This is a genomic window from Streptomyces sp. LN549 (assembly GCF_043203805.1).
Lineage (GTDB): Bacteria > Actinomycetota > Actinomycetes > Streptomycetales > Streptomycetaceae > Streptomyces.
In genome coordinates this window covers 5,962,095-5,985,785 of record NZ_JAZHRI010000002.1, presented here as the reverse complement: position 1 = coordinate 5,985,785, position 23,691 = coordinate 5,962,095, and the positions used below count along the sequence as shown (strand labels likewise).

Below are 23,691 nucleotides of genomic sequence, written 5' to 3'. Positions count from 1 at the left end.
GGGAAATAGCACCCACCTCTTGCTACGTTGCGTGGCATGACCGCAACGACGGCGGACGCACCCCCGCCCGAGCTGCGCCTGCCCAAGCGGCGCGGCGTAGAACTCTCGCTCCTCATCGGGGCCGTCCTCATCTCCGTCTACGGCTACGCCGCCGTCGGTCTGGCCCACGACGACATGGTCCCGCCCGACGTCGCCGGATACGGCGGCGGACTCGGGCTGCTCGCCCTCCTCGCCCATCTCGCCGTCCGCTTCCGCGCCCCGTACGCCGATCCGCTGCTGCTGCCCATCGCCGTCCTGCTCAACGGCCTGGGCCTGGTGCTGATCTACCGGCTCGACCTGGAGACACCGAAGGACCAGGCGGCGCCCACCCAGCTGATCTGGTCCACGCTCGGTGTCGCGTTCTTCATCGCGGTGGTGGTGTTCCTGCGCGACCACCGGGTCCTCCAGCGCTACGCGTACCTCTCCGTCGCCGCCGCCCTCGTCCTGATGATCGTGCCGATCTTCTTCCCCGCGGTGAACGGCGCCAGGATCTGGATCAGGGTCGGTGGATTCTCCTTCCAGCCCGGCGAGTTCGCCAAGATCCTGCTCGCCGTGTTCTTCGCCGCCTACCTCGCGGCGAACCACAACGCCCTCGCGTACACCGGCCGCAGGATCTGGAAGCTCCAGCTCCCCACCGGCCGGGTGCTCGGCCCGATCGTGGCGATCTGGCTGATCAGTGTCGGCGTCCTGGTCCTGGAGCGCGATCTGGGCACCTCGCTGCTGTTCTTCGGCCTGTTCGTGATCCTGCTGTACGTGGCGACCGGCCGGACCGGCTGGATCGCCGTCGGGCTGCTGCTGGCCGCCGTCGGCGCGTTCGTCGTCGGCTCCTTCGAACCGCATGTGCACAGCAGGGTGCAGGACTGGCTCGACCCGTTCGCCTCCATCGACGCCGGCCGGGGCCCCGGGCAGCTCGCCCAGTCGCTGTTCGCCTTCGCCGCGGGCGGGATGCTCGGCACCGGGCTGGGGCTCGGCCACTCCATCCTCATCGGCTTCGCCGCCAAGTCCGACTTCATCCTGGCGACGGCCGGCGAGGAGCTCGGCCTGACCGGGCTGACCGCGGTGTTCATGCTGTACGCCCTGCTGGTGGCGCGGGGCTACCGGGCCGGGCTCGCCCTGCGCGACGCGTTCGGGCGGCTGCTCGCGATCGGTCTCGCCTCGATCCTGGCACTCCAGGTGTTCGTGATCGCGGGTGGAGTCATGGGGCTGATCCCGCTGACGGGCATGGCGATGCCGTTCCTCGCGCAGGGCGGTTCGTCGGTGGTCACCAACTGGATCATCGTGGCGCTGCTGATCCGGGTCAGCGACGTGGCCCGCAGACCTCACCCCGACGAGGTGGAGACCGGCGTCGTCGCAACGGCCCTGGAGGACGAGCTGTGATGCCGTACCCGTCGACCGCCCCGGGGGCCAGGACATGATCCGCTACATCCGCCGCGCCGCCGCGTTCTGTCTGCTGCTGCTCGTGGCCCTCCTGGTGAACGCCGCCCGCATCCAGGTCTTCGAGGCCGACGAGCTCGACGACAACGCCGCCAACCGCCGCACCACGATCGACCGTTACGACCAGCCGCGCGGCAACATCCTGGTCGGCGGCAGATCCGTCACCGGCTCGAAGGACACCGGCGAGCAGCTCGCGTACGAGCGCACCTACCGCAACGGCCCGCTGTACGCGCCGGTGACGGGGTACGCCTCGCAGACGTACGGCACCACCCTGATCGAGCACGCCGAGGACGGGATCCTCTCCGGCACCGACCCCATGCTCGCCCCGCTCCCCTTCTGGAACGAGATCACCCGCGGCCGGCAGCCGGGCGGCGACGTCGTCACCACGATCAAGGACTCCATGCAGCGCGCCGCCTACGAGGGGCTCGGCGGGCGCCGGGGCGCGGTGGCGGCCGTCGAGCCGACGACCGGCAAGATCCTGGCCCTGGTCTCGACCCCCTCGTACGACCCCGGGCGGCTCTCCGGCACGGGCTCGTCCGTCACCGACGCCTGGCGCGAGCTCAATGCGTCCCGGAGCCAGCCGATGCTCAACCGGGCGATCCGGCAGACGTATCCGCCCGGCTCCACGTTCAAGATCGTGACCGCTGCGGCGGCCCTGGACGCCGAGGTCGTCACCGATCCGGACGCCGAGACCGACACTCCCTCCCCCTACGTCCTGCCGGGCACCTCGACCACGCTGCCCAACGAGGCCCGCGGCTGCGAGCAGGCGTCGCTGGCCGAGGCGATCAGGGTCTCCTGCAACACGGTGATGGCGCACCTCGGGGTGGAGGTCGGGCTGGACGGCATGGTGGAGGCGGTCGGGAAGTTCGGCTTCAACGACACGGGGCTCACGATCCCGTCCGGGGTGGCGAAGAGCAACTTCGACACGGAGATGAGCGACGACCAGCTGGCCCTGTCCTCGATCGGCCAGTTCGACACGACGGCGACCCCGCTCCAGATGGCGATGGTGGCCTCGGCCGTGGCCAACGGCGGCGAGCTCATGCACCCGCACCTGGTGGACCGTACGACCACGCACAGCGGCTCGACCGTCCACACCACCGGATCGCGTTCGTACCACCGGGCGATGAATCCGATGACGGCGATGCGGTTGCGGCAGATGATGATCGACGTGGTGCAGGACGGCACCGGCACCAACGCGGCCATCGACGGGGCGACGGTCGGCGGCAAGACCGGCACGGCCCAGCACGGCATCGACAACTCCGGTCTGCCGTACGCCTGGTTCATCTCCTGGGCGCAGGCGGAGGGCTCAGCGAGGCCGGCCGTCGCCGTCGCCGTGGTGGTCGAGGACGCCGCAGCCGACCGGGCCGACATCAGCGGCGGCGGCAGCGCCGCCCCGATCGCCCGTTCCGTGATGGAGGCGGCCCTGGAAGACTGAGAGCGTCCGGCAATCCGGGGCGGGTGAGGGAGCGGGGTCTCTGAGGCAGTGACGGAGTTCAGGAGGGCCGCCGAGGCGCTGGCCGCGATCGAGCGGGAGGACCCGCGGCTCTGCGCGTTCGTCGACGTGTGGCACGAGGAGGCGCTCGCCCGGCTGCCTGGGGCGGCGCGGCTCCCCCTGGCCGGGCTGCCGTTCGCGGTGAAGGGTCCCACCGGGATCCGTTCGTACGCCGCCCGGCGGCTGATCGCGGCCGGTGGCGTCCCGGTCGGCTCGACGTCCCTGCCCGGCCCCGGCACGTACTGGAAGACCTGGGGCCTGGGCGCCAACGGCCGTACCGTCAACCCCTGGCGGCCGGACCGGACGCCGGGCGGTTCGTCGGCGGGTTCGGCGGTGGCGGTCGCGGCGGATCTCGTGGAGCTGGCGACCGGCAGCGACGGGGCGGGGTCGGTGCGCATCCCGGCCGCCTGGTGCGGGGTGTTCGGGCTGAAGACGACCAACGGGCTGCTGCCCTCCCCCGACCGGTCCGGCCTCGCCTCCGCCGGGGTCCTGACCCGGACTGCCGCGCGGGCGCAGGCCTATCTGCGCTGCGTCCTGGACGACTACGGGCCGGCCACGGCCGAACTGCCCCTGTCCGCCGCCTACAGCCCCGACCTGGGATTCGCGGACGTCGACCCGGAGGTGGCGGCGGTGGTGCGGGGAGCGGTCGGGCGGCTGGTCACGGCGGGCGTGGTGCGGCTCGCGGACCGCGGCTGCGAGCTGCTGGACCCGGCGGCGGCCTGGCAGGCCGTGCGGAGCCGGGAGGTGCCGCCGCACCTCGGGGAGCTCCGGCGCGAGAACGACCGCAGACTGGACGCCTTCTTCGCAGGCACGCCGCTGCTCCTCACGCCCGTCACCCCCAACCGCCCACACGGCCACGACGGACCGGGCGAACTCTTCTCCACCGCGCTGACCTGGGCGTTCAACCTGAGCGGGCATCCGGCGGCGAGTGTGCCCGCCGGATTCACCGCGGACGGCTGCCCGGTCGGGCTCCAACTGGTGGCGCGGCGCGGCGCGGACGTCTCACTGCTCGCCATGGCCTGTGCCGTGGAGGACGCACTGGGCCCCGTGCGGCCATGACGGGCAGCGCCCCGGCGGCGGAGCCCGGTCAGCCGGCTCGTCAGTTCAGGGGCTCCCGGCGTCGCAGCCACTCGGCCGGCGCCCCCTCGACCCCGGTGACCGCGCCGACGACCCCGCCGGTGATGGCACACGTGGTGTCGACGTCCCCGAGCCCCTCGGCGGTGGCCCAGAGCGCCGCCTCCAGGTCGTCGGGGTGACGGGCCGCGGTCCACAGGGCGAACGGCACGGTGTCGTCGGAGCGGATGCGCTGCCCGTTGCCGAGCAGGTCAGCGGCCTTCCACGGCTCCGTTTCGAACGGTACGTCCACGGCCCGCAGCAGGCCCTCCCGCACCGCCCCCGCGGGGGTCCGCCCGGCGACCCGGGCCAGCGTGAACTCACCACGAACCGCCAGCGCCGCCGCCACCGCGACCGCTACCGCGCCCGCGATCCCTTCCGGGTGGGCGTGGGTGACCTCCGCCTGCCGCGCGGCCTGTTCGGCCGCGTGGCCGACGTCCCGGTGGAATCGCGCCCCGAGCGGGGCGACCCGCATCGCGGCGCCGTTGCCGAGGCTTCCGCCCTCGAACAGATCGGGGGCCAGCGTCCGCCAGTCGGCCGGGGACGTCAGCAGTTCGGGCAGCAGGATGTGCATGCCGTGGCCGTACCCGCGTGCCGGATCGGCCTCGAAGGCGAGCGCGAAGTACAGCGCGAGCCGGTCCTGCTCGACGTGCCCGTGGTCGTCGAGCACCCTCTGCAGAGCACGCGCCAGGGCGGTGTCGTCGGTCCAGTGCCAGACGGGTTCGTGCGGGGTGCGGCGCGCCCTGATCTCGTTGTACGCCTGCCGGGGCTCCCGGAAGAGGGGGAACCACCGCTCGCCGAAAGCGTCCCCGAGCGCGAGGCCTTCGAGGCTGCGGCGGGCGGCGGCGAGGTCCGGGGCAACGGTGGTTGAGGACATGGCCCCATCCTCCCGCCGCGGGGCCGGGACCGTACACCGGAATTCGGCCTCGCCGAAGCCCGTTGCGGCCGCATGTGATCCTTGCGCCATGAACGATCGACGCGGCCTTTCCGTCGTACAGCCTCCTGCGCACACGCTCTCCACCGTGGACGGACTGACCGCGCTGCTCATCGACTACCACCTGCAGACGGAGGCGGAGAAGGGCCGGCCCGTCGCGGACGCGGCCGGGCTGCCCGACCGGTACCGGGTGGAGGCCGAGGATCCGGACCGCGCGTTCGCCGACGCCGTCGTGCTCGTGGCGCTGGACGGGGGAACCGCCGTCGGCTGCCTCGTGGTGACCGCCCCTGTGGACGGCCGGCTGGAGATCAAGCGCCTCTGGACGGATCCCGGTTCCCGTGGCCGGGGCGTCGCCTCCGCCCTGCTCGACGCCGCGCTCGCCCACGCCGCGCGCAGCGGGGCCCACACCGTACGGCTGTCGGTGTGGCAGTGGCGCACCGGAGCCGTCTCGCTCTACGAACGGTTCGGCTTCGCCGTCACGCCGTCGTGGGACGAACGCGCGGAACTGGTCTGCATGGAGCGGGCGGTGGACGACCCCGCAACCCCCTGTACAGGCCAGGGAAGTTCGTAGATCGTGGCTGCCGTGACAGAGACGACCGGCACGACCTACTGGCCCGGCAGCATCAGCGCGCTCACCCTGTTCACCGAGGACCTGGCGGAGACCAAGCGGTTCTACCGGGAGGTCTTCGGACTGCCGGTGACGTACGAGGACGGCGACTCGGCGGTCTTCACCTTCGGCAACACCCTCATCAATCTGCTGCGGACCACCGCCGCGCACGGGCTGATCGCACCGGCGGGCGTCGCCGGTCAGGACACCGGTGCCCGGATGCAGCTCACGCTCCCCGTGGACGACGTGGATGCCATGTGCAAGGTGCTGGCCGACCGCGGTGTGACGCTGCTCAACGGGCCGATGGACCGGCCCTGGGGCATCCGGACCGCCAGCTTCCGCGACCCCGGCGGCCACATCTGGGAGATCGCACGATGACCACGGCCGAAGCCGGGCAGGAGACCGGGACCATGGCTCCCGGCGCCGAGATCCGCGCCCTGCTGTCGTCCCTGGAGGGGCAGCGCCGCCATGTCCTCGGCATCCTCGAAGGGCTTGACGCCGAGGCGTTGCGGCGGCCCGTGCTCCCGTCGGGGTGGACGTGTCTGGGCCTCGTCCAGCATCTGGCTCTCGATGTCGAACGATTCTGGTTCCGTGCCGTGTTCACGGGTGACGCGGCCGTGATCGCGGCCCTGGACGAGATCGACGACGCCTGGCAGGTCGCCCCCGGCACGACCGGCGCAGAGGTGCTCGACCGGTACCGTGCGGAGACGGGCCTCGCTGACGCCGTCATCACCGCGGCCGTGGCCGACGCCCCCCTGGCCTGGTGGCCCCACGCGCAGTTCGGCGAACCGCACCTGCACACCCTGCGGGACGTCCTGCTGCACGTCATCACCGAGACCGCGTGCCACGCCGGTCATCTCGACGCGGCACGCGAACTCCTCGACGGCCGGCGGTGGCTGGTCCTGACCTAGGACGTGCAGGGCCCGGCGGGGTCTAACGGTCCGCTCCGCCCTCCGCTATCGCCTCGGCGACCTCCGCCACCCGGGCCTGCTCCTCCGCCTCGAAGCGCTCCCGGTCCAGCTGCTCGGCGATCTCCTCGTCCTGGGCCATCAGCAGGTCCAGGTTCGAGTCGCCGAGCTCGAAGACGCCCATGTCGACGTACGCCTTCTGGAGGCGCTCGCCCCACAGACCGATGTCCTTCACGCACGGGACGATGCGGCTGAACAGCAGCTTGCGGAAGAGCTGGAGGAACTCCGAGTGCTCGGAGAGGTCCTTCGCCTCCTGCTTGGCGATGCCGAAGTTCTCCAGCACCTCGACCCCGCTGAGCCGGTCGCGCATCAGGTAGCAGCCCTCGATGACGAAGTCCTCGCGCTCGCGGAGTTCGGCATCGCTCAGCTGCTTGTAGTAGTCGCGCAGCGCCATCCGGCCGAAGGCGACATGGCGGGCCTCGTCCTGCATGACGTACGCGAGTATCTGCTTGGGCAGCGGCTGCGTCGTGGTGTCGCGGATCATGCCGAACGCGGCCAGGGCCAGGCCCTCGATGAGGACCTGCATGCCGAGGTAAGGCATGTCCCAGCGCGAGTCACGCAGGGTGTCGCCCAGCAGCCCCTGGAGGTTGTCGTTGATCGGGTACAGCATCCCGACCTTCTCGTGCAGGAACCGGCCGTAGATCTCCGCGTGCCGGGCCTCGTCCATGGTCTGGGTCGCGGAGTAGAACTTGGCGTCCAGGTCGGGGACGGACTCCACGATCCGGGCCGCGCAGACCATCGCGCCCTGCTCACCGTGGAGGAACTGGCTGAACTGCCAGGAGGTGTAGTGCTTGCGCAGCTCGCCCCGGTCCTTCTCGGTCATCTTCGCCCAGTGCGGGGTGCCGTACAGGGTGAGGGCCTCGTCGGGGGTGCCGAGCGGATCGGCGGGGTCGACCTCGATGCTCCAGTCGATGCGCTTGTTGCCGTCCCACTGCTTGTCCTTGCCCTTCTGGTACAGGGCGAGAAGACGCTCACGGCCGTCGTCGTAGTCCCAGCTGAACCGGGCGGCACCCGAGGCGGGCACCGTCCACAGCAGTTCCTCGGGGGCGGTGGTGTAGAGGTCGTGTGTCGACACGGACGGCTCCTTCGCCTCGCAATGCTCCGGTAAGTCACCTGAACCCTGGCTCAGTTGGCAGGTTCACACGTTGGTAGACGCCGGGTCAACAAGTCGCGCGCAAGGGATTGACGGCCTTGCTGACAAGTAGTCTCATAATGGGTGACCGTCGGTAACCCATGGGAGAGGTGCGTCCAGCCATGACGACCGTGACCGAACGCGATGTGCAGTTGCTCCGCGACGCACTCGGCCCGCTCCGCGACCGCGAGCAGATCGCCGAACGGCTCCTGGAGGCCTCCGCCAAGCACTCCTTCGACCCGGACAAGGAGCTCGACTGGGACGCGGCGGTCGAGGACGGCAAGTGGTTCTGGCCGCCCGAGCTGATCTCCCTCTACGACACCCCGATGTGGAAGAAGATGTCGCAGGAGCAGCGGCAGGAACTGGCCCGGCACGAGGCCGCCTCGCTCGCCTCGCTCGGCATCTGGTTCGAGATCATCCTCATGCAGCTGCTGGTCCGCCACATCTACGACAAGCCGGTGGTCAGCAACCACGTCCGCTACGCACTCACCGAGATAGCCGACGAGTGCCGGCACTCGATGATGTTCGGCCGGATGATCACCTGGGGCGGGGCGCCCTGCTACCCGGTTCCGCGCCGGTACCACAACCTCGCCCGGGTACTGAAGACCGTCTCCACGACGCCCGGTTCGTTCGCGGCGACGCTGCTCGGCGAGGAGATCCTCGACTGGATGCAGCGGCTGACCTTCCCCGACGAGCGCGTCCAGACCCTGGTGCGCGGGGTGACCCGCATCCATGTGGTCGAGGAGGCACGGCACGTCCGGTACGCCCGCGAGGAACTGCGCCGCCAGATGGTGACGGCCCCGCGCTGGGAGCGCGAGCTCACCCGGGTGAGCTGCGGGGAGGCGGCCCGCGTCTTCTCCGTCTGCTTCGTCAACCCGCAGGTGTACGAGAACGTCGGCCTGGACCGCCAGGAGGCCGTGGCCCAGGTGAAGGCCAGCGGCCACCGGGCGGAGGTCATGCAGTCCGGCGCCAAGCGGCTGACGGACTTCTTCGACGACATCGGGGTCCTCAACGGAGTGGGACGCAGGCTGTGGAAGAGCTCGGGCCTGCTGGCCTGATCCGGCTGCCCGACCCCGGGCCGCCGGGAAGGGCAGGCCTTAGGCTGCCTGGTATGACCCCTGCCGCAGCCGCGCCGCCGACCCGTGCGTACCGAAGGCTCAGCGTCGAGGAACGCCGCACCCAGCTCCTCGGTGCGGCGCTCACCCTGTTCGCGCACCGGGCCCCCGACGAGGTCTCGCTCGACGAGGTCGCGACGGTGGCCGGGGTGTCGCGCCCGCTGGTCTACCGCTACTTCCCGGGCGGGCGGCAGCAGTTGTACGAGGCGGCGCTCAGGTCCGCCGCGGAGGAACTGATCCTGTGCTTCGCCGAACCGGCCGTGGGCCCGCCCACGGAGCGGGTGACGCGGGTCCTCGACCGCTATCTCGCCTTCGTCGACGAGCACGACGCCGGCTTCAGCGCACTGCTGCGCGGCGGCAGCGTCGCCGAGACGTCCCGTACGAGCACGATCGTCGACGAGGTGCGGAGGGCGGCGGCCGACCAGATACTCCTGCACCTGGGCCGGGGCGCGGGCAGCGAACCCGGACCGCGGCTGCGGATGATGGTGCGCACCTGGATCGCGGCCGTCGAGGCGGCCTCGTTGATCTGGCTGGACGAGGGGAAGCAGCCGGCCGCGTCCGAGCTGCGCGACTGGCTCGTCGACCAGTTCATCGGGCTCCTCGCCGTCACGGCCGCCACGGACCCCGGAACCGCGGCCGCGGTGGCCGAACTGCTGCCGCTGGAGACCTCGGCGGGCCCGGCAGGCCGGCTGGCGGACCGGCTGATCCCGGTGGTCGGCGAGGCGGCGCATCTGCTGCCGCCCGGCTGATCGGTCAGACTGGTGCGGTGAGAAGCGAGAACACGCCCTTCACCGGCGGACCGCTGGACGGACGCGTCCTGCCCGTCCTCGTCGGCGCGACCGGCCACCCGCCCAAGTGGTACGAGGTCCCGGTCCCGGACGCCGACGGCGGACCGGCCACCGTGTACGCGTACCGGCGGGTTGCGGCAGGACACACCAAGCGGCTCGGGATCCAGCGGGGCTGGGTGTACGAGTACGCCCCCGACGGCCGTGAACGCCACAGCCCCAAGTGGCCCTGGTCGAAGCCGGGGTGACACATTTGGGGCGCAATGGGGCCGCGACTGCCGGACCCTCTAAGATCGACGGTCTGGTCCGAAGGACGGTCACAAGGGGGTGCGCCATGGAGGCGCTGCGTCAGGACGATCCACGCCGCTTCGGCCCGTACACCGTGCTGGGGCGGTTCCGTGAGACGGCCGCCGCGGTGCAGTACCTCGCGCACGGCTCGGCTCCGGAGGACCTCGTCGTGATCACCGCGGCCCGGCCGGAACTGGCCGCGTTGCCCGCGTTCCGGCGGCGTTTCCAGGCGGAATCACGTACCGCGGACCGGCTGTCCGGCGGCTGGGTGGAGGCGCGGCTCGACGCCCCCGACGACGGGCCCGAGGACGACGGCCGGCTGTGGACGGCCTCGGCGTACGTTCCGGCGCTGACCCTCGCCGAGGCGGTCGACATCGCCGGACCGCTTCCCGAGCGTGCCGTCCGGATACTGGGCGCGGGCATCGCCGAGACGCTCTCCCGGGTCCACGCGACGGGGGCCGTGCTGCAGGGGCTCGCCCCCAGGACCGTGCTGCTGGCCGAGGACGGGCCGCGGCTCACCGCTTTCGGGCCGCTGGGCGCGGCGGCCGACGCAGAGGCGCGGCCGGGTGGCCAGCTCTCCGTACGGCTCGGCTATCTGACCCCGGAGCAGGTCGCGGGTCAGGAGGCCGGACCGGCCTCCGATCTCTTCGTGCTGGGCCTGCTGCTGGCGTACGCGGCGACGGGAAGCACCCCGCTGGCGGACGGCCCGGCCGCCGAGGCCGCCGACCGGATCGCGCACACCGACCCCCGGCTGGACGCCGTGCCGGACGAGTTGCGGGACCTGGTCGCACGCTGCCTGGCGAAGGACCCGGCCGACCGTCCGACCGCGGGCGCGGTGGCGGCGGAGCTGGCGCTGGAGGGCGCGGCCGGACTGGCCAAGGGCGGCTGGCTGCCCGCACGGCTGACGGCTGCCGTGGCCGAACAGGGCGACCGGGTACGGAACCTGGAAGCCGCGCCGCCCACCGCCCCGGAGACGGTGCAGGACGCGGCGGTCGTGCAGGACGCCGTCCCCGTCACCGCCGAGGACTCCGCGCGGAGCACGCCCCCGCCCGCACCGCTCCCCGCCCACCCCGCTCCCGCCCGGCCGCGACACCCGGACCGCGCAGCTCGGGGTCATCGATCACATGGCCCCGCGGCCCGACCGGGTGACCACCCAGCTCTCCCTGCCGCACGAACTGCCCGGGCAGCCGGCGGTCATCCCCGCCGCCGCCCCCATGACCCCGCACGCACTGCCCGCCCCCGGCCCCGCGGCGCCCTTCCCCTCCGCCACTCCCCCGGCCGCCGCGAAGCCCGCTGCCGTCGACCGCCGGACCCTGCTGATCGGGGCCGCCGCCGGAGCCGCCGGGCTCCTCGCCGGGGCCGGCGCGGTGCTCGCGCTCGGGTCCGGTGACGACGCCGAGCCCAAGGTCGACGCCAAGCCCGCACCGGGCCCCGGCCGGCCGGTCGTCGCCGGGCTGCCTCCGCAGCCGCGCTGGATCTACACCCATCCGGCGGCCGAACCGGCCCCCCTCACCGCCGCCCTCTGGAACGAACGGCTGCTGGTCCTGACGGACGAGACCCACGCGTCCGCCGTCGACCTGAACACCGGGCGACGGGTCTGGGAGAGCCCCGACGCCGCCAAGGGCCAGGCCGCCCTGCCGGCCGGCAAGGAGCTCTGCTTCGTCGCCGGACCGTCCGAGTTCCTGTGGCTGTCCGCGAAGGACGGCCGGGTGGCCCACCGGGTGGCGTACGCAGACGGGTTCGAGGAAGCTCCGCATCTGTCGGTGCGCACGCTCGTCGGATCGTCCGGCCCGAACCTCTGGTTCACCGGCTCGCACGAGGTCACGGTGAAGGCCCCCAAGCCCAAGAAGGGCAAGAAGCGCGGCAAGGACAAGCAGGTCGTCAAGTCGTATCTGTTCGGGTACGACATCGAGCAGCGCAAGGAACTGTGGCGCACGCCCGTACCCACCGGCCGCGGCCCGATCGCGCCCGAGTACCGCCTGATCGCGATCCGGCCCGACGCCGTCGTCGTGCGACAGGACCGGCTGACGCTCACCCCCGCCGAGGTGAAGGCCGCCAAGGGCAAGGCCCACTTCCGCAGCTTCGACCGGACGACCGGAAAGCTTCAGTGGACCAAGGCCTTCGGCACGGTCACCCCCGACGCGGCGGCCATGGGCGACACGGACGGGGTGCTGTTCGCGGCGGTCGGGGACGACCTGCGGGCCTTCGAGACGCCCGGCGGCAAGCCGAAGTGGACGCTGAACGGCACGCCGGGTTCCGTCTTCGGGACCTCGGCCGAGGCCGGCGCACTGCTGCACACCACCAACCACAACCAGGAAGTGGGTGTGGTCGACCGGGAGACCGGGAAGCTGCGCTGGCGGCGGTCGACGGAGGCGGTGGCCGACGGATCGGCTCCCGCGGTCACGCTCAGCGGCTCGGGCGGCACGCTGCTCGCGGCGGGCCCCGGGCAGGTCACCGCGTTCGCGGCGGCCGACGGGCGGCGGCTCTGGAAGTTCCAGGACATCGGGGCCCAGGACCCGAAGGGGGCGAAGGTCACCGCTTCCTACCAGGTTCTGGCCTCCGGGAAGACCGCTGTCGTCCGGCGCGACCGCATGGTCTACGCGTTCCCGGTCGACTGACCGGGCCGGGACCGTCCCCCAGGGCCGCCCTGCCGCCTTCCGGGGGAACGGGCCCGCCGCCACGCCCGGAGGTTCTTGCATCACCTGACGGCGAGTGAACGTATGGAGGAATTGCGCTCACTCATGGGGTAGTCGCACGATTCACCCCGCTTCCGGAGGTGGTGTCGTGTCGGGCAAACTCCTGCGCTCCCTCGGCACGGCGGCGCTCGCCGCCGTCGTCATGACCTCGCCGGCCGCGGCCGTCGCGGCCCCTTCGCCGGGCCCCGAGGACCCCGCCGCCCCGGCCGCCGGACCCGGACAAACGGCACCGGGCGGCGTCGCCGGGCTGCTGAACGAACTTCAGCGGCTGTACCAGCAGACCGAGGAGGCCACCGAGACCTACAACGGGACGGCGGCCGAGCTGAAGAAGCGGACCGCGGAGGCGAAGAACCTGGACTCCGAGCTCGTCACCGCCCGGCTCTCGCTGTCCCGCAGCCGCGACGCCGCCGGGCGGCTGGCCCGTGAGCAGTACCAGGGCCGTTCCGACCTCTCCGCGTACCTGCGGCTGCTGCTGATGCGCGATCCCGAGTACGCCCTGGACCAGGGCCAGGTCGTGCAGCGGCTGGCCGCCGGGCGGGTGGCGACCATGCACCGGCTCGGCGGCGCCGAGAAGCGTGCGGCCGAGCTGGCGAAGCAGTCCCGGAAGGTGCTGGACAGACAACAAGTCCTGGCGGCAAAGCAGAAGAAGCAGCGCGACACGGTCCGTTCGCGGCTGAAACAGGTCGAGGGTCTGCTCGCCACCCTCTCCGAGAAACAGCTCGCCGAAGTCTCCCGCCTCGAACAGAAGGGCACGGACAAGGCCCAGGACGCACTGGTCGCCTCCGGCGCCCTGCCCTCCTTCCGGCCGGCGACCGCGGAGGGGGGAGAGGCCGTCCGGTACGCGATCGAGCAGATCGGCAAGCCGTACGTGTGGGGTGCGGAGGGACCGGGCTCGTTCGACTGCTCCGGGCTCACCTCACAGGCCTGGGCAAGCGCCGGACGCACCATTCCCCGGACCTCGCAGGAGCAGTGGCGGCAGCTGCGGAAGGTGCCGCTGAACGCCCTGCGCCCCGGCGATCTGGTCATCTACTTCCCGAAGGCGACGCACGTGGCGCTGTACATCGGCAACGGTCTGGTGGTCCAGGCGCCGCGGCCCGGCTCCCAGGTCAAGGTCTCCCCGGTGGCGTCGAATCCACTGCTGGGCGCTGTCCGGCCCGATCCGGAGAGCACACCGCTGACCACCTACAAGCCGCCGGAGCTTCCCGAGGGGGCCGCCGACGGCTCCGACGAGGGGTACGGCGACTCCTCGTCGCCCGGCGAGTAGCGCTCGCCCCGAACACGTCGGCCGGGCCGGGGCTCGCCGGGAGCTCCGGCGACGCCCGGCCCGGCCGGTGCGATCAGGGGGTACGGGGCGCTTATGCGGCCGGACCCGCGACCGAGGCGAGGTACGCGTTCGTCTTCTCCGGCTCGAAGAAGAAGTTGTCGAAGTCCGCCGGGTTGTTGAAGCCGTTGGCGAAGCGGTCGGCGACGGGCTGGAGCTGGCCGGCGGCGCCGATCAGGTTCAGCACGTGCTCCGGCGGGACGCCGAGCATCGCGTTCGTCCACTTCGTGACGTGCTGGGCGGTGTCCCAGTAGCGGTCGAACGTGGACTGCATCCACTCCGCGTCGAACTCGCGGTCGCCGTGCTCGATGATCGAGTCCAGGTAGGCGTTCGCACACTTGGAGGCCGAGTTGGAGCCCTGCCCGGTGATCGGGTCGTTGGCGACGACCACGTCCGCCACACCGAGCACCAGACCGCCGCCGGGGAGCCGGCCGATCGGCTTGCGGACGGTCGGGGCGTAACGGCCCGCCAGGGTGCCGTTGGCGTCGGTCAGTTCGACCTTGGTGGCGCGTGCGTACTCCCACGGGGTGAACCGCTCCATGAGCTCCAGCGTCTTGGCGAGGTGCTCCGAGGGGTCCTTGATGCCCTGGAAGGCGTCGAGCGGTCCGCCCGGGATGCCCTCCCAGAACAGGATGTCGGCGCGGCCCGACGTGGTCAGTGTCGGCATCACGAAGAGCTCGCCGACGCCCGGGACCAGGTTGCAGCGGACCGCGTCGAAGTCGGGGTGCTCCGGGCGCGGGCCCATGCCGTGGACGTACGCGACGGCCAGGGCGCGCTGCGGGGCGTCGAACGGCGAACGGGACGCGTCCCGGCCGAACATGGAGACCAGCTCGCCCTTGCCGGCCGAGACCATCACCAGGTCGTAGGTGCGGGAGAAGTAGTCCAGGTCCGAGACGGCCGCACCGTGGATGACGAGCTGTCCGCCGCGCTGGGCGAAGGTCTCCATCCAGCCGGCCATCTTCACGCGCTGGTCCACGGACTGGGCGAAGCCGTCCAGCTTGCCGACCCAGTCGACGGCGCGCGAGGAGTCGGGCGCGGCGACCGAGACGCCGAGGCCCTCGATCCGCGGGGCCTGGGACTCCCAGAAGTTGAGCTGGTAGTCCCGCTCGTGCTGGAGCGCCGTGTGGAACATGCACTGCGTCGACATGACCCGGCCGGAGCGGATCTCGTCGGCCGTGCGGTTGGACATGAGGGTGACTTCGTAGCCCCTGGACTGCAGTCCGAGGGCGAGCTGGAGCCCGGACTGGCCGGCTCCGACTATGAGTATCTTCCGCATCGCGGTTCTCCGTTGTGTGTATCTATGCCGGGGTGGCGTCGAGAGCGTGGCCCACCAGGGCCAGCAGCGACTCGACGACGGTGATCCTGTTACGCGCGTCCATGATCACAACAGGCACGTGCGGGGGGACAGTCAGGGCCTCCCGGACATCCTCCGCCTCGAACCCGGGCGTTCCCTCGAAGTGGTTGACGGCCACGATGTACGGCAGCCCGCAGCTCTCGAAGTAGTCGAGGGCGGGGAAGCAGTCGGCGAGCCGGCGGGTGTCGGCCATCACGACCGCGCCGATCGCGCCGCGCACCAGGTCGTCCCACATGAACCAGAAGCGCTGCTGTCCCGGTGTGCCGAAGACGTACAGCACCAGGTCGTCGTCGAGCGTGAGGCGGCCGAAGTCCATGGCGACGGTCGTGGTGACCTTGTCGGGCGTCGCGCTGAGGTCGTCGGTCTCCTCGCTGGCCTGGGTCATCATCGCTTCGGTCTTCAGTGGGGTGATCTCGGAGACCGAGCCCACGAAGGTGGTCTTGCCCACGCCGAAGCCGCCCGCGACCACTATCTTCGTGGCGATCGGTGCCCTGGTGTGATCGAGCTGCCAGGCCTGCAGCGATTCCTCGGCCTGGTCCCTCGGCCCCGGCTGGCGCGGGGCGAACAGCGGCGACTCAGAGACGACGGAGTCCATTGAGCACCCTTTCGAGCAGTGCGCGGTCGGGCTGGCCGGCGCCGTGACCGGTTCCGTACACGCGGATCTTTCCCTGGTCGGCCAAGTCGCTGAGCAGCACTCTGACCACGCCGAGCGGCATCTTCAGCAGGGCCGAGATCTCCGCGACGGTACGCATCCGCCGGCAGATCTCGACGATGGCCTGGAGCTCCGGCATGACGCGCGAGGCCAGGTTGCCGTTAGTCAGTTCGCGGCGCTCGTCGGGGGCTTCGAGCGCGGCGACGAAGGTCTCGACGAGCAGCACGTGGCCGAAGCGGGTACGGCCGCCGGTGAGCGAGTACGGGCGCACCCGCGCGGGCCGTTTGTCGGCCCCGCGCACGGGGAGCCTGCGGGCGGGTTCAACAGCGGGGGTCACTGGGCGCTCTCCATCGATTTGCGCAGCTCACTGCGGAGTTCGGGGGTGAGTACGTGTCCGGCACGGCCGACGAAGAGCGCCATGTGGTAGGCGATGACGCTCATGTCGCAGTCGGGAGTGGCGTGCACCCCGAGCAGCGAGCCGTCGCTGATCGACATGACGAAGACGCTGCCCTCGTCCATGGCGACCATGGTCTGCTTGACGCCGCCGCCGTCCATCAGCTTCGCGGCACCGATGGTGAGGCTGCCGATGCCGGAGACGATGGTCGCCAGATCGGCACTGGAGCCCCGGGGGCCGTCCTGCCGGCCGGCCACCTGGGCGACCTGGTGGCCGGGGTCGGAGGAGAGCAGCATGAGTCCGTCGGACGAAACGACGGTGACCGAGTGGACCCCTGGCACCTCCTCCACCAGATTGCTCAGCAACCAGTGAAGGTTCCGGGCCTCGGTACTCAGCCCGAATGTGCTGGGCGCAGTCAACTGCGTGCCTCCTCGACTGTGTCCCCCGTCTCCCCGGTCCGGCCATCGGTACGGCCTGCCGGCTCAGTGTGCTCGGTACGTGTGGTGCCTCCGGCCGGGGCCGTGGCCTCGGCGATCTCCGCCTCGACGTCCCGGCGGCCGTTCTTCGCGCCCTGGTGGAAGCCGCCGAGCCGGCGGCGCAGGGCCTCCTTGTCCACGGTGCCCGTGCGCTCGGGTGCGGGGGCCCCTGCGGGCTTGACGACCTTGGGGGTGCGCTTGGGCAGCCCCTTGTCGGTGATCCGCCCGGGCTCGGCGTGGCGCGGTCCCGGCAGCGCGTCGGCCACGGAGGTCGAGACGGGGGCGGGGGCGGGCGCGGGGGTGGGCGCGGCCGGTGCCGGTGCCGGGGCCGGGGCGGGCTGCGGCTGCCGGCCCTCGTCGGCGGTGCGCTCGTGACGGTCGGGGCCGATGGCGTACGGGCCGGCGGCGGACGTGGGCTCCGGGCCGTCCCCGAAGGCGGGGGCGTGCGTGAACTCGGGTACGTCGTCGAATTCGGGCACCCGCGGGAGTCGGACCTGCATCGTGGTCTCTGCCTCGGACTCCGCGGGCAGGAACGGCTCGGGGTCCGGTGCGGGCTGCGCCGCCTGCGCGGTCTCGGGCTCGGGGGCGACCGGAGGCTCGTGGTCGGGGACGGGGACGGCCGGGGTGTGATCCCTTGCGAGGGCCCCGGCCCCCGGGCCGGACGCGGGAACGGCCGTCGTGCCGGTCTGGGCGATCGTCTGCTCGGCGGCCGCGATCAGCGGGTCGCCGGGCAGCGCGAGGGTGCGGCGCGGCAGGGCGTTGGAGTTGGCCTCGGCGACCGATCCGGGGAGGTTCAGCGTGGGCGCGTCACCGAGGGCCGTGACCGGCGGCGGGGTCGCGGCCGGTGGCGCCTTCGGGAGCAGCGCCTGGGGCAGCACGACGACCGCGGTCACCCCGCTGCCCTTCTGCTCCCGCAGCTGGACCCGTACGCCGTGGCGCGCGGCCAGCAGCGAGGTCACCTGGAGACCGAGGCCGGCCCCGTCCGCACTCTGCTCCCCCGCCTCGAAGAGCGAGGGGTCACCGAGGCGGGTGTTGAGCTCGCCCATCCGCACGGACGACATGCCGATGCCCTCGTCCTGCACGGAGAGCATCACCTCACCGGTCTCCAGCAGCCAGCCGGAGAGCTGGACGTGGGAGTCCGGCGGGGAGAACGAGGTGGCGTTCTCCAGGAGTTCGGCGACGAGGTGGCTGAGGTCGTCGGCGGCGAACCCGGCGATCTGGGCGTGCGGCGGCAGGGACTGGATGGTGACCCGCTCGTACCGCTCGATCTCGCTGACCGCGGCGCGCATCACGTCGACCAGCGGGATCGGCCCCGGGTGCCCGTGCCCGTGATCGGCGCCCGCGAGCACCAGCATGTTCTCGCTGTGGCGGCGCATGACGGTGGCCATGTGGTCGAGCTTGAACAGCGTGCCGAGCCGCTCCGGGTCCTGCTCGCGCTCCTCCAGGGACTCGATGACGCCGAGCTGGCGTTCGACGAGACCGAGGGTGCGCAGCGACAGGTTGACGAAGGTGTGGTGGACGGTGTTCTTCAGCTTTTCCAGCTGTGCCGTCAGGTCGGCCGTGTGGACCTGGAGTTCGGCGCGCTGGAGGGTGAGGGCCTCGCGGCCGGCGATCAGTTCGCCGCGCTCGCTCTCCAGCTTCTCGAACCGTCCGTTGAACTCGTGGAGCAGTCCGTGCAGCCGGCCGTGCAGGGCGTTGATGGACCGGACGACCTGCGCGAACTCGTCGTTGCGGCCGGTGTAGCGGACCGGTTCGGCCGTCTCGGGTTCCGAGGCGAGGCGGCCGGCGCCGATCCGCAGGACGGCGAGCGGCTGGGTGAGGGTGCGGGCCACGGCGGTGGAGACGCCGACGGCGATGAGCAGACAGCCACCGAGCAGCGCGATCCGCAGTTCGAGCGCGGTGACGTCGTCGTCGCGCAGCTGGCCCAGCCGCTGCACCTGGGCGGTGCCGAGGGCGGACTCGACGCCCCGCATCCGGTCGATCCGGGCGGAGAGCGCCGCCTGGAGCTTCTTGCTGCTGACCTTCTGGTCGGCCTCGGAGAGCTCGGGGCGGTCGGTGAGTCCGGCGAGGTACTTCTCCGCGCTGTTGACCTCGGGGCCGGTGACGGTGGTGGCCAGCTTGTCGCGGGCGGTGGCACCGGCGGCCTGGTCGAAGTCGGCGAGGGCGGAGAGTTCGCCGACCCGGTACTGCTGGGCGGCGCCGCTCAGCTCGTCGCGGGTGCGGTCCTCCTTGGTCTCGCCCTCGTCCTGGGTCTGGACGGGCAGGCCGGTCAACGGGTCGATCTGCGGGGTGGCCGGTTCCTTGCGGGGGACGGCCAGCGCGGCGAGCAGCAGCCCGCGGGTGGCGGAGGCCTGTTCGGTGGCCCGGCCGAGCGCGAGCGGGGCGCGGACCGCCTCGGCGGCGCGCGGCGGGGTCCTGTCCGCGAGCTCGTCGGAGAGGTCGTGGAGCTTGGAGATGACCTCGGTGTACGCCTGGTGGGCCTCCAGCGCGGTGCCCTTGCCGCCGATGGCGTCGCGACGCAGGGAGGGAATGGTGGAGAGGTCTCGGCGCAGAACGGCGGAGGCCGCGTCCCGGATCTCGTCCACCTGCTGGTCGACGCGGGCGCTGCGGCTTCCCGCGGCGCCGCTCGTCGAGCCCAGCTTGCCCTCCCGGCCGCCCGCGATGAAGGCGGTGACCTCGTCGCGCTCGTCGGCGAGGGAGTGCGCGAGCGCGATGGCCTGCTGGTTCAGCTCCGCGAGGGTGACCAGCCGCTGCGACTCGGTCAGGTCGGAGGAAGCACTCAGGGCTGCCGGTGCTCCCGCGGCTATGACAGTGATCCCGACGACCGCGACGCCTGCGACGAGCCGGCTGCGGACGCGCACGGTGCGCCCGCTCTCAGCCGGCGCCGAAGACGCCACCTCGGAACTGCTGTGCTTGCTGCCCTTGCTCCGAGGCCGCTTCTTCTGCACCGGTGCTCGCAATCTCGACTCGTCCGCCCTTGAAGCAGAGGTGACGCTCGGTCACGTGAACGAGCGCCCCGACCCCTGGTACGGCTTCTGACCATTCCAGTGCATTTGGGAAGGGGGCGCGCATCAACCGCTCCGCCACTCGAACGAGTGAACATCACTCCGGAGTTGGCGAACAAGTCTCCCCTCGGGCCCCCGACGGCACACATGGGCGTCCGGCTGGATCTTCGGGGCAGGCTTTGGCAGGATGCCCGCCCGCACACCGCCCGGAGCGGTTCCTTCCGCTCCACTTGCCTGCCTGACCTGCTGGTACGGGCCAATCCCCGGTCCGTGCAGGCTCCGTGAAGGCATCGTGCAGACTGGCTGAATGCGCATCGAACTCGCCACCGCCGCCGGCCTCGCCGGACGTCCGAACGAGGACTGGGCAGCCACCGCCCTCCCCGCCTCCGGCCAGGGTGGGGGGCTCGTGCTGCTCGACGGGGTGACTCCGCCGCCGGGTGGCACCGGTTGTGCGCACTCGGTCCCCTGGTTCACCGCGCGACTGGGCGGCGCCCTGGTCGAACTGTCCGTTTCGCGGCGGGATCTGACCCTGCGGGAGATCCTCGCGGAGTCCATCCGGCGCACCGCCGAGGCGCACCGTTTCCGGTGTGACCTTTCTCACGTGCGTACGCCACAGGCGACTGTCGTCGTGGCGCGTTGGGACGAGGCGGAGATCGAGCACCTGGTGCTGTCCGACTCGGTGCTGCTGTTCGAGTCGCCCGGCGGCACGGTCCGCGCCCTGCTGGACGACCGCCTCGACCGGCTGCCGCCGGGCTCCCTCGCCTCCGAGGCGATCGCCGACGCGCAGGTACGGAACAAGGAGGGCGGCTTCTTCACCGCCGCCGCCGACCCGGCCGTGGCCGACCGCGCGGTCACCGGGCGGACGCCGCGCGCCGAGGTGCGTGCGGTCGCCGCGATGACGGACGGGGCGAGCCGCTGGACGGAGATGTTCGGCGAGGGCGACTGGGCGGCCTGCCTCGGGGTGCTTCACAAAGAGGGTCCCCAGGGGCTGATCGACCGGGTCCGGGCCCTGGAGGACGCGGACACGGACCGTACGCACCTGCGCCGGAGCAAGCTGCACGACGACGCGACGGCGGTCTACGCACAGCTGTGAACCGCCGGTGCACGCCCGGCGCGCGGCTACCGGCCCGCCTCGGAGGCTGCCTGGCCGCGTCCGCTGTCCGATCCACGGCCTCCCGGCAGCCTCTCAGCCCTCGGCGCGGGCGTTCAGCTGGTGCAGCAGCCGGGCCAGCTCCGCCACCTCGGCACGGTCCCAGTCGGCGAGCTTGCGCACATAGCGGTCGCGGCGCGCGTCCCTGACGCTGCGGAAGCGGTCGAGGCCCTCGTCCGTGAGGTGGACGAGGAAGGCCCGCCCGTCCGCCGGGTCGGGCTCGCGCGCCACCAGTCCGAGGACTTCCAGGGCGCGCAGTTGACGGCTCATGGTGGCCTTGCCGACGCCGAAGTACGAGGCGAGGTCGGTGGCCCGCTGACGGCCGGCCGATTCCAGGCGCACGAAGAGTCCGTAGGCCGCCGCCTCCAGTTCGGGGTGCACCTCGCGTGCCATCTCACCGGAGTTGGCCCGGGCGCGGCGCAGGAACACCGCCAACTCCAGCTCCAGGGCGAGGAACTCGTGGTCCACACCAATTCCCCCGGTTGCGCCGGGTTCACTCCCGCTTTCGCTCCCGTGCACGTCAACACCCCTCATGAGCTTTCCCGCCACTGAAAGTTTCTTTCGCCGCCGGTCATCGCCGCAGCTCCACCAGTATTTCGCAGGAGTAGACCAACGGCACCGCCCAGGCCCTCTTCCGCCACCCGGGTCTACGTGCGTAGCGTCATGCATGGCATGTTCACACCATGGCATGCCGCCAGGGGTGCGTCCGCGCGCCCCGGGTCAGCAGATCCCCCCCACCGAGGCCTCGGAGGCACGCAATGCCCGTGCACAGATCCGGCTCCAAGACAGTCCGTCGCTCGCGCTTCGCAGCAGCGGGAACCCTGCTCGCAGCTCTCTCCCTCCTCGTCGCCCTGCCCGGCGCCGCCGGCGCGGCCCCCACCACCGGAGACCCCACGAAGCCCGCCCGGGGCACGGCCACGATGGGCATGGGCGTCGTCGCGCACGACGGCCAGGGCGGACTGCCGACCACCCGCGCGGTCCAGACCGAAGGCGTGGACGTGAGCGGCCACCAGAACGCCGTGGCCTGGTCGACGCTGTGGAACAGCGGAGTCAAGTGGGCCTACGTCAAGGCCTCGGAGGGCACGTACTACACGAACGAGGACTTCGCCCAGCAGTACAACGGCTCGTACAACATCGGGATGATCCGCGGCTCGTACCACTTCGCCACCCCGGACACGACGAGCGGCGCCGTCCAGGCCAACTACTTCGTGGACCACGGGGGCGGCTGGTCCAAGGACGGCAAGACGCTGCCGGGCGTGCTCGACATCGAGTGGAATCCGTACGGCGCGCAGTGCTACGGCAAGACCGCGGCCGGGATGGTCGCCTGGATCCGTGACTTCGTGAACACCTACAAGGCGCGCACCGGACGCGACGCGGTCATCTACACCGCGACCAGCTGGTGGCAGGCCTGCACCGGCAACAACGCCGGCTTCGCCACGACGAACCCGCTCTGGGTGGCCCGCTACAACACCACGGTCGGCGAGCTCCCGGCCGGCTGGGGCTACTACACGATCTGGCAGTACACCTCGTCCGGCCCGACGGTGGGCGACCACAACCACTTCAACGGCGCCCTCGACCGCGTACAGGCGCTGGCCAACGGCTAGGGCCTCTCGTTTGGATCATGCCGGGCTCGCGGGCTCCGGCGCCGCACCTCGCGGCGTTGTCGTCAGTCGGCACGGCTCCGCCATGCCCCCCTCCTCCGCCTTGCGGTGCACGGCGCCGGAGCCCGCTCCCTGATCCGGCCCGATCCAAACGAAAGAACCCAGCCACTCCCCGCCGGCAGCCGCCCGGCCCCGCAGAGCCCGGTGACGCACCCGTCACCGGGCTCTGTCCTGTCCACCGCTCCGACCAGGCACGATGCCTTTCCGGCACCCACACCCTCCCCCTATACATGCCGTGTATACGTGATGTGTATAGTCCTTGCAGTCCGCACATAAGTGCGACGTAAGCAACGAGGGAGTGACCCGCCTTGCCCAATAGGACGAAGTCGATCGGTACGGGGTTGGCCGTCGCTCTTGTGACGGCGCTCACGCTGACGCTGAGCGGCTGCTCGATGGAGACCACGGCCCCCGGATCCGCCCGCGGCGACGCCGGATCGGATGCCAAGGGCTCGTTCGGCCCGGTGGACTGCCGCGAGGCCAAGTGCATCGCCCTCACCTTCGACGCGGGCCCGGCCGAGGACACCCCTCATCTGCTGGACATCCTCAAGAAGGAGAAGGTCCACGCGACCTTCTTCCTGCTGGGCAAGAACCATGTGAAGAAGCACCCCGACACCGTCCGCCGCATCGCGGCGGAGGGGCACGAGGTGGCCAACCACACCTGGTCGCACGAGATCCTGACGGACAAGAAGCCCACGGAGATACGCGCCGAGCTGGAGAAGACGCAGGACGCGATCGAGGCGATCACCGGCAAGAAGCCGCGGCTGATGCGCCCGCCGCAGGGCCGCACCGACGACACGGTCTCCGGGATCAGCAAGGACCTGGGGCTGTCCCAGATCCTGTGGAACGCCACGGCCAAGGACTATTCGACGACCGACTCGGCGCTGATCAAGAAGCGGATACTCGACCAGGCGACCAAGGACGGCATCATCCTGCTGCACGACATCTACAAGGGCACGGTGCCCGCGGTGCCGGGCATCATCGACGCGCTGAAGAAGCAGGGCTACACCTTCGTGACGGTGCCCCAGCTGATGGCGCCCGCCGAGCCGGTGCCGGGCACCATCTACCGCCCCTGATC

At 71.6% G+C, this 23,691-nt stretch carries 24 protein-coding genes; 16 read left to right on the top strand and 8 right to left on the bottom strand.

The window, feature by feature from the left end; translation table 11 throughout:
* Positions 1-36: 36 nt before the first annotated feature.
* Genes SH922_RS27300 through SH922_RS27290 form a run of 3 tightly spaced genes read left to right on the top strand, consistent with a single transcriptional unit; the run spans position 37 to position 4,024 of the window.
* On the top strand, positions 37-1,416 hold the full coding sequence (locus SH922_RS27300; protein WP_393060471.1) for an FtsW/RodA/SpoVE family cell cycle protein: 1,380 nt from the start codon (positions 37-39) through the stop codon (positions 1,414-1,416).
* Positions 1,417-1,450: 34 nt separating this feature from the next.
* Positions 1,451-2,908 carry a peptidoglycan D,D-transpeptidase FtsI family protein gene (locus tag SH922_RS27295; protein WP_393060470.1) on the top strand — a complete coding sequence of 486 codons (1,458 nt, stop codon included), beginning with the start codon at positions 1,451-1,453 and terminating at the stop codon, positions 2,906-2,908.
* Positions 2,909-2,956: 48 nt separating this feature from the next.
* The gene (locus SH922_RS27290) at positions 2,957-4,024 is read left to right on the top strand and encodes an amidase family protein (protein ID WP_393060469.1); all 1,068 of its coding nucleotides are present in this window, start codon (positions 2,957-2,959) and stop codon (positions 4,022-4,024) included.
* Positions 4,025-4,064: 40 nt separating this feature from the next.
* Here SH922_RS27290 and SH922_RS27285 read toward each other — a convergent pair whose 3' ends face one another.
* Positions 4,065-4,955, bottom strand: a complete 891-nt coding sequence (locus SH922_RS27285; RefSeq protein ID WP_393060468.1) for an ADP-ribosylglycohydrolase family protein — start codon at positions 4,953-4,955, stop codon at positions 4,065-4,067.
* A gap of 88 nt (positions 4,956-5,043) precedes the next feature.
* Between SH922_RS27285 and SH922_RS27280 the strand changes: the two genes are divergently transcribed.
* From SH922_RS27280 to SH922_RS27270, 3 genes are read left to right on the top strand one after another with little or no spacing between them, the layout of a single operon-like run.
* Positions 5,044-5,583, top strand: a complete 540-nt coding sequence (locus SH922_RS27280; protein ID WP_393060467.1) for a GNAT family N-acetyltransferase — start codon at positions 5,044-5,046, stop codon at positions 5,581-5,583.
* A 12-nt stretch (positions 5,584-5,595) separates the two neighbouring features.
* On the top strand, positions 5,596-5,997 hold the full coding sequence (locus SH922_RS27275; protein ID WP_393060466.1) for a VOC family protein: 402 nt from the start codon (positions 5,596-5,598) through the stop codon (positions 5,995-5,997).
* A gap of 32 nt (positions 5,998-6,029) precedes the next feature.
* Positions 6,030-6,530 carry a DinB family protein gene (locus tag SH922_RS27270; protein WP_393063705.1) on the top strand — a complete coding sequence of 167 codons (501 nt, stop codon included), beginning with the start codon at positions 6,030-6,032 and terminating at the stop codon, positions 6,528-6,530.
* 22 nt (positions 6,531-6,552) lie between these two features.
* On the opposite strand, the gene SH922_RS27265 is transcribed toward SH922_RS27270, so the two are convergent.
* A complete protein-coding gene (locus tag SH922_RS27265; protein ID WP_393060465.1) occupies positions 6,553-7,662 on the bottom strand; it encodes a ferritin-like domain-containing protein in 1,110 nt (369 codons plus the stop codon).
* A 179-nt stretch (positions 7,663-7,841) separates the two neighbouring features.
* On the opposite strand from SH922_RS27265, the gene SH922_RS27260 reads away from it, so the two are divergent.
* The 6 genes from SH922_RS27260 (at position 7,842) to SH922_RS27235 (ending at position 13,867) form a co-directional block, all read left to right on the top strand.
* Positions 7,842-8,777 carry a diiron oxygenase gene (locus tag SH922_RS27260; protein WP_393060464.1) on the top strand — a complete coding sequence of 312 codons (936 nt, stop codon included), beginning with the start codon at positions 7,842-7,844 and terminating at the stop codon, positions 8,775-8,777.
* 53 nt (positions 8,778-8,830) lie between these two features.
* Positions 8,831-9,583, top strand: a complete 753-nt coding sequence (locus SH922_RS27255) for a TetR/AcrR family transcriptional regulator (RefSeq protein ID WP_393060463.1) — start codon at positions 8,831-8,833, stop codon at positions 9,581-9,583.
* 17 nt (positions 9,584-9,600) lie between these two features.
* Complete coding sequence (locus tag SH922_RS27250) at positions 9,601-9,867, top strand: hypothetical protein (RefSeq protein ID WP_393060462.1); 267 nt, start codon at positions 9,601-9,603, stop codon at positions 9,865-9,867.
* An 86-nt stretch (positions 9,868-9,953) separates the two neighbouring features.
* Complete coding sequence (locus SH922_RS27245) at positions 9,954-11,297, top strand: protein kinase (protein ID WP_393060461.1); 1,344 nt, start codon at positions 9,954-9,956, stop codon at positions 11,295-11,297.
* A complete protein-coding gene (locus tag SH922_RS27240) occupies positions 11,275-12,525 on the top strand; it encodes a PQQ-binding-like beta-propeller repeat protein (RefSeq protein ID WP_393063704.1) in 1,251 nt (416 codons plus the stop codon). The genes SH922_RS27245 and SH922_RS27240 overlap by 23 nt, the downstream gene beginning before the upstream one ends.
* A gap of 166 nt (positions 12,526-12,691) precedes the next feature.
* Positions 12,692-13,867 (top strand): NlpC/P60 family protein, encoded by a 1,176-nt coding sequence (locus SH922_RS27235; protein ID WP_393060460.1) that lies wholly within the window; start codon positions 12,692-12,694, stop codon positions 13,865-13,867.
* 91 nt (positions 13,868-13,958) lie between these two features.
* On the opposite strand, the gene SH922_RS27230 is transcribed toward SH922_RS27235, so the two are convergent.
* The 5 genes from SH922_RS27230 to SH922_RS27210 are packed head-to-tail and all read right to left on the bottom strand — an operon-like array spanning position 13,959 to position 19,748.
* Positions 13,959-15,200 carry a styrene monooxygenase/indole monooxygenase family protein gene (locus tag SH922_RS27230; RefSeq protein ID WP_393060459.1) on the bottom strand — a complete coding sequence of 414 codons (1,242 nt, stop codon included), beginning with the start codon at positions 15,198-15,200 and terminating at the stop codon, positions 13,959-13,961.
* A 22-nt stretch (positions 15,201-15,222) separates the two neighbouring features.
* Positions 15,223-15,873, bottom strand: a complete 651-nt coding sequence (locus SH922_RS27225) for an ATP/GTP-binding protein (RefSeq protein ID WP_393060458.1) — start codon at positions 15,871-15,873, stop codon at positions 15,223-15,225.
* A complete protein-coding gene (locus SH922_RS27220) occupies positions 15,854-16,267 on the bottom strand; it encodes a DUF742 domain-containing protein (protein ID WP_393060457.1) in 414 nt (137 codons plus the stop codon). Before SH922_RS27220 ends, SH922_RS27225 begins: the two co-directional genes overlap by 20 nt.
* On the bottom strand, positions 16,264-16,743 hold the full coding sequence (locus tag SH922_RS27215; protein ID WP_219574267.1) for a roadblock/LC7 domain-containing protein: 480 nt from the start codon (positions 16,741-16,743) through the stop codon (positions 16,264-16,266). Before SH922_RS27215 ends, SH922_RS27220 begins: the two co-directional genes overlap by 4 nt.
* Positions 16,740-19,748: a nitrate- and nitrite sensing domain-containing protein gene (locus SH922_RS27210; RefSeq protein ID WP_393060456.1), complete on the bottom strand. Its 3,009-nt coding sequence runs from the start codon at positions 19,746-19,748 to the stop codon at positions 16,740-16,742. The genes SH922_RS27215 and SH922_RS27210 overlap by 4 nt, the downstream gene beginning before the upstream one ends.
* Between SH922_RS27210 and SH922_RS27205 the strand changes: the two genes are divergently transcribed.
* The gene (locus tag SH922_RS27205; RefSeq protein WP_393063839.1) at positions 19,663-19,839 is read left to right on the top strand and encodes a hypothetical protein; all 177 of its coding nucleotides are present in this window, start codon (positions 19,663-19,665) and stop codon (positions 19,837-19,839) included. The genes SH922_RS27210 and SH922_RS27205 overlap by 86 nt on opposite strands.
* A 273-nt stretch (positions 19,840-20,112) precedes the next feature.
* On the top strand, positions 20,113-20,898 hold the full coding sequence (locus tag SH922_RS27200) for a protein phosphatase 2C domain-containing protein (RefSeq protein ID WP_393060455.1): 786 nt from the start codon (positions 20,113-20,115) through the stop codon (positions 20,896-20,898).
* 93 nt (positions 20,899-20,991) lie between these two features.
* On the opposite strand, the gene SH922_RS27195 is transcribed toward SH922_RS27200, so the two are convergent.
* Positions 20,992-21,489: a MarR family winged helix-turn-helix transcriptional regulator gene (locus SH922_RS27195; RefSeq protein WP_393060454.1), complete on the bottom strand. Its 498-nt coding sequence runs from the start codon at positions 21,487-21,489 to the stop codon at positions 20,992-20,994.
* Positions 21,490-21,713: 224 nt separating this feature from the next.
* Between SH922_RS27195 and SH922_RS27190 the strand changes: the two genes are divergently transcribed.
* Positions 21,714-22,559 (top strand): lysozyme, encoded by an 846-nt coding sequence (locus tag SH922_RS27190; protein WP_393060453.1) that lies wholly within the window; start codon positions 21,714-21,716, stop codon positions 22,557-22,559.
* Positions 22,560-23,008: 449 nt separating this feature from the next.
* The gene (locus tag SH922_RS27185; protein WP_393063703.1) at positions 23,009-23,689 is read left to right on the top strand and encodes a polysaccharide deacetylase family protein; all 681 of its coding nucleotides are present in this window, start codon (positions 23,009-23,011) and stop codon (positions 23,687-23,689) included.
* Positions 23,690-23,691 lie beyond the last annotated feature (2 nt).

Bases quoted from the DNA above. Each gene is read 5' to 3' on its own strand.
- SH922_RS27300 (WP_393060471.1), top strand. From the start codon at position 37: ATGACCGCAACGACGGCGGACGCACCCCCGCCCGAGCTGCGCCTGCCC.
- SH922_RS27295 (WP_393060470.1), top strand. From the start codon at position 1,451: ATGATCCGCTACATCCGCCGCGCCGCCGCGTTCTGTCTGCTGCTGCTC.
- SH922_RS27285 (WP_393060468.1), bottom strand. From the start codon at position 4,955: ATGTCCTCAACCACCGTTGCCCCGGACCTCGCCGCCGCCCGCCGCAGC.
- SH922_RS27280 (WP_393060467.1), top strand. From the start codon at position 5,044: ATGAACGATCGACGCGGCCTTTCCGTCGTACAGCCTCCTGCGCACACG.
- SH922_RS27270 (WP_393063705.1), top strand. From the start codon at position 6,030: ATGGCTCCCGGCGCCGAGATCCGCGCCCTGCTGTCGTCCCTGGAGGGG.
- SH922_RS27260 (WP_393060464.1), top strand. From the start codon at position 7,842: ATGACGACCGTGACCGAACGCGATGTGCAGTTGCTCCGCGACGCACTC.
- SH922_RS27255 (WP_393060463.1), top strand. From the start codon at position 8,831: ATGACCCCTGCCGCAGCCGCGCCGCCGACCCGTGCGTACCGAAGGCTC.
- SH922_RS27245 (WP_393060461.1), top strand. From the start codon at position 9,954: ATGGAGGCGCTGCGTCAGGACGATCCACGCCGCTTCGGCCCGTACACC.
- SH922_RS27230 (WP_393060459.1), bottom strand. From the start codon at position 15,200: ATGCGGAAGATACTCATAGTCGGAGCCGGCCAGTCCGGGCTCCAGCTC.
- SH922_RS27225 (WP_393060458.1), bottom strand. From the start codon at position 15,873: ATGGACTCCGTCGTCTCTGAGTCGCCGCTGTTCGCCCCGCGCCAGCCG.
- SH922_RS27200 (WP_393060455.1), top strand. From the start codon at position 20,113: ATGCGCATCGAACTCGCCACCGCCGCCGGCCTCGCCGGACGTCCGAAC.
- SH922_RS27195 (WP_393060454.1), bottom strand. From the start codon at position 21,489: ATGAGGGGTGTTGACGTGCACGGGAGCGAAAGCGGGAGTGAACCCGGC.
- SH922_RS27190 (WP_393060453.1), top strand. From the start codon at position 21,714: ATGCCCGTGCACAGATCCGGCTCCAAGACAGTCCGTCGCTCGCGCTTC.
- SH922_RS27185 (WP_393063703.1), top strand. From the start codon at position 23,009: ATGGAGACCACGGCCCCCGGATCCGCCCGCGGCGACGCCGGATCGGAT.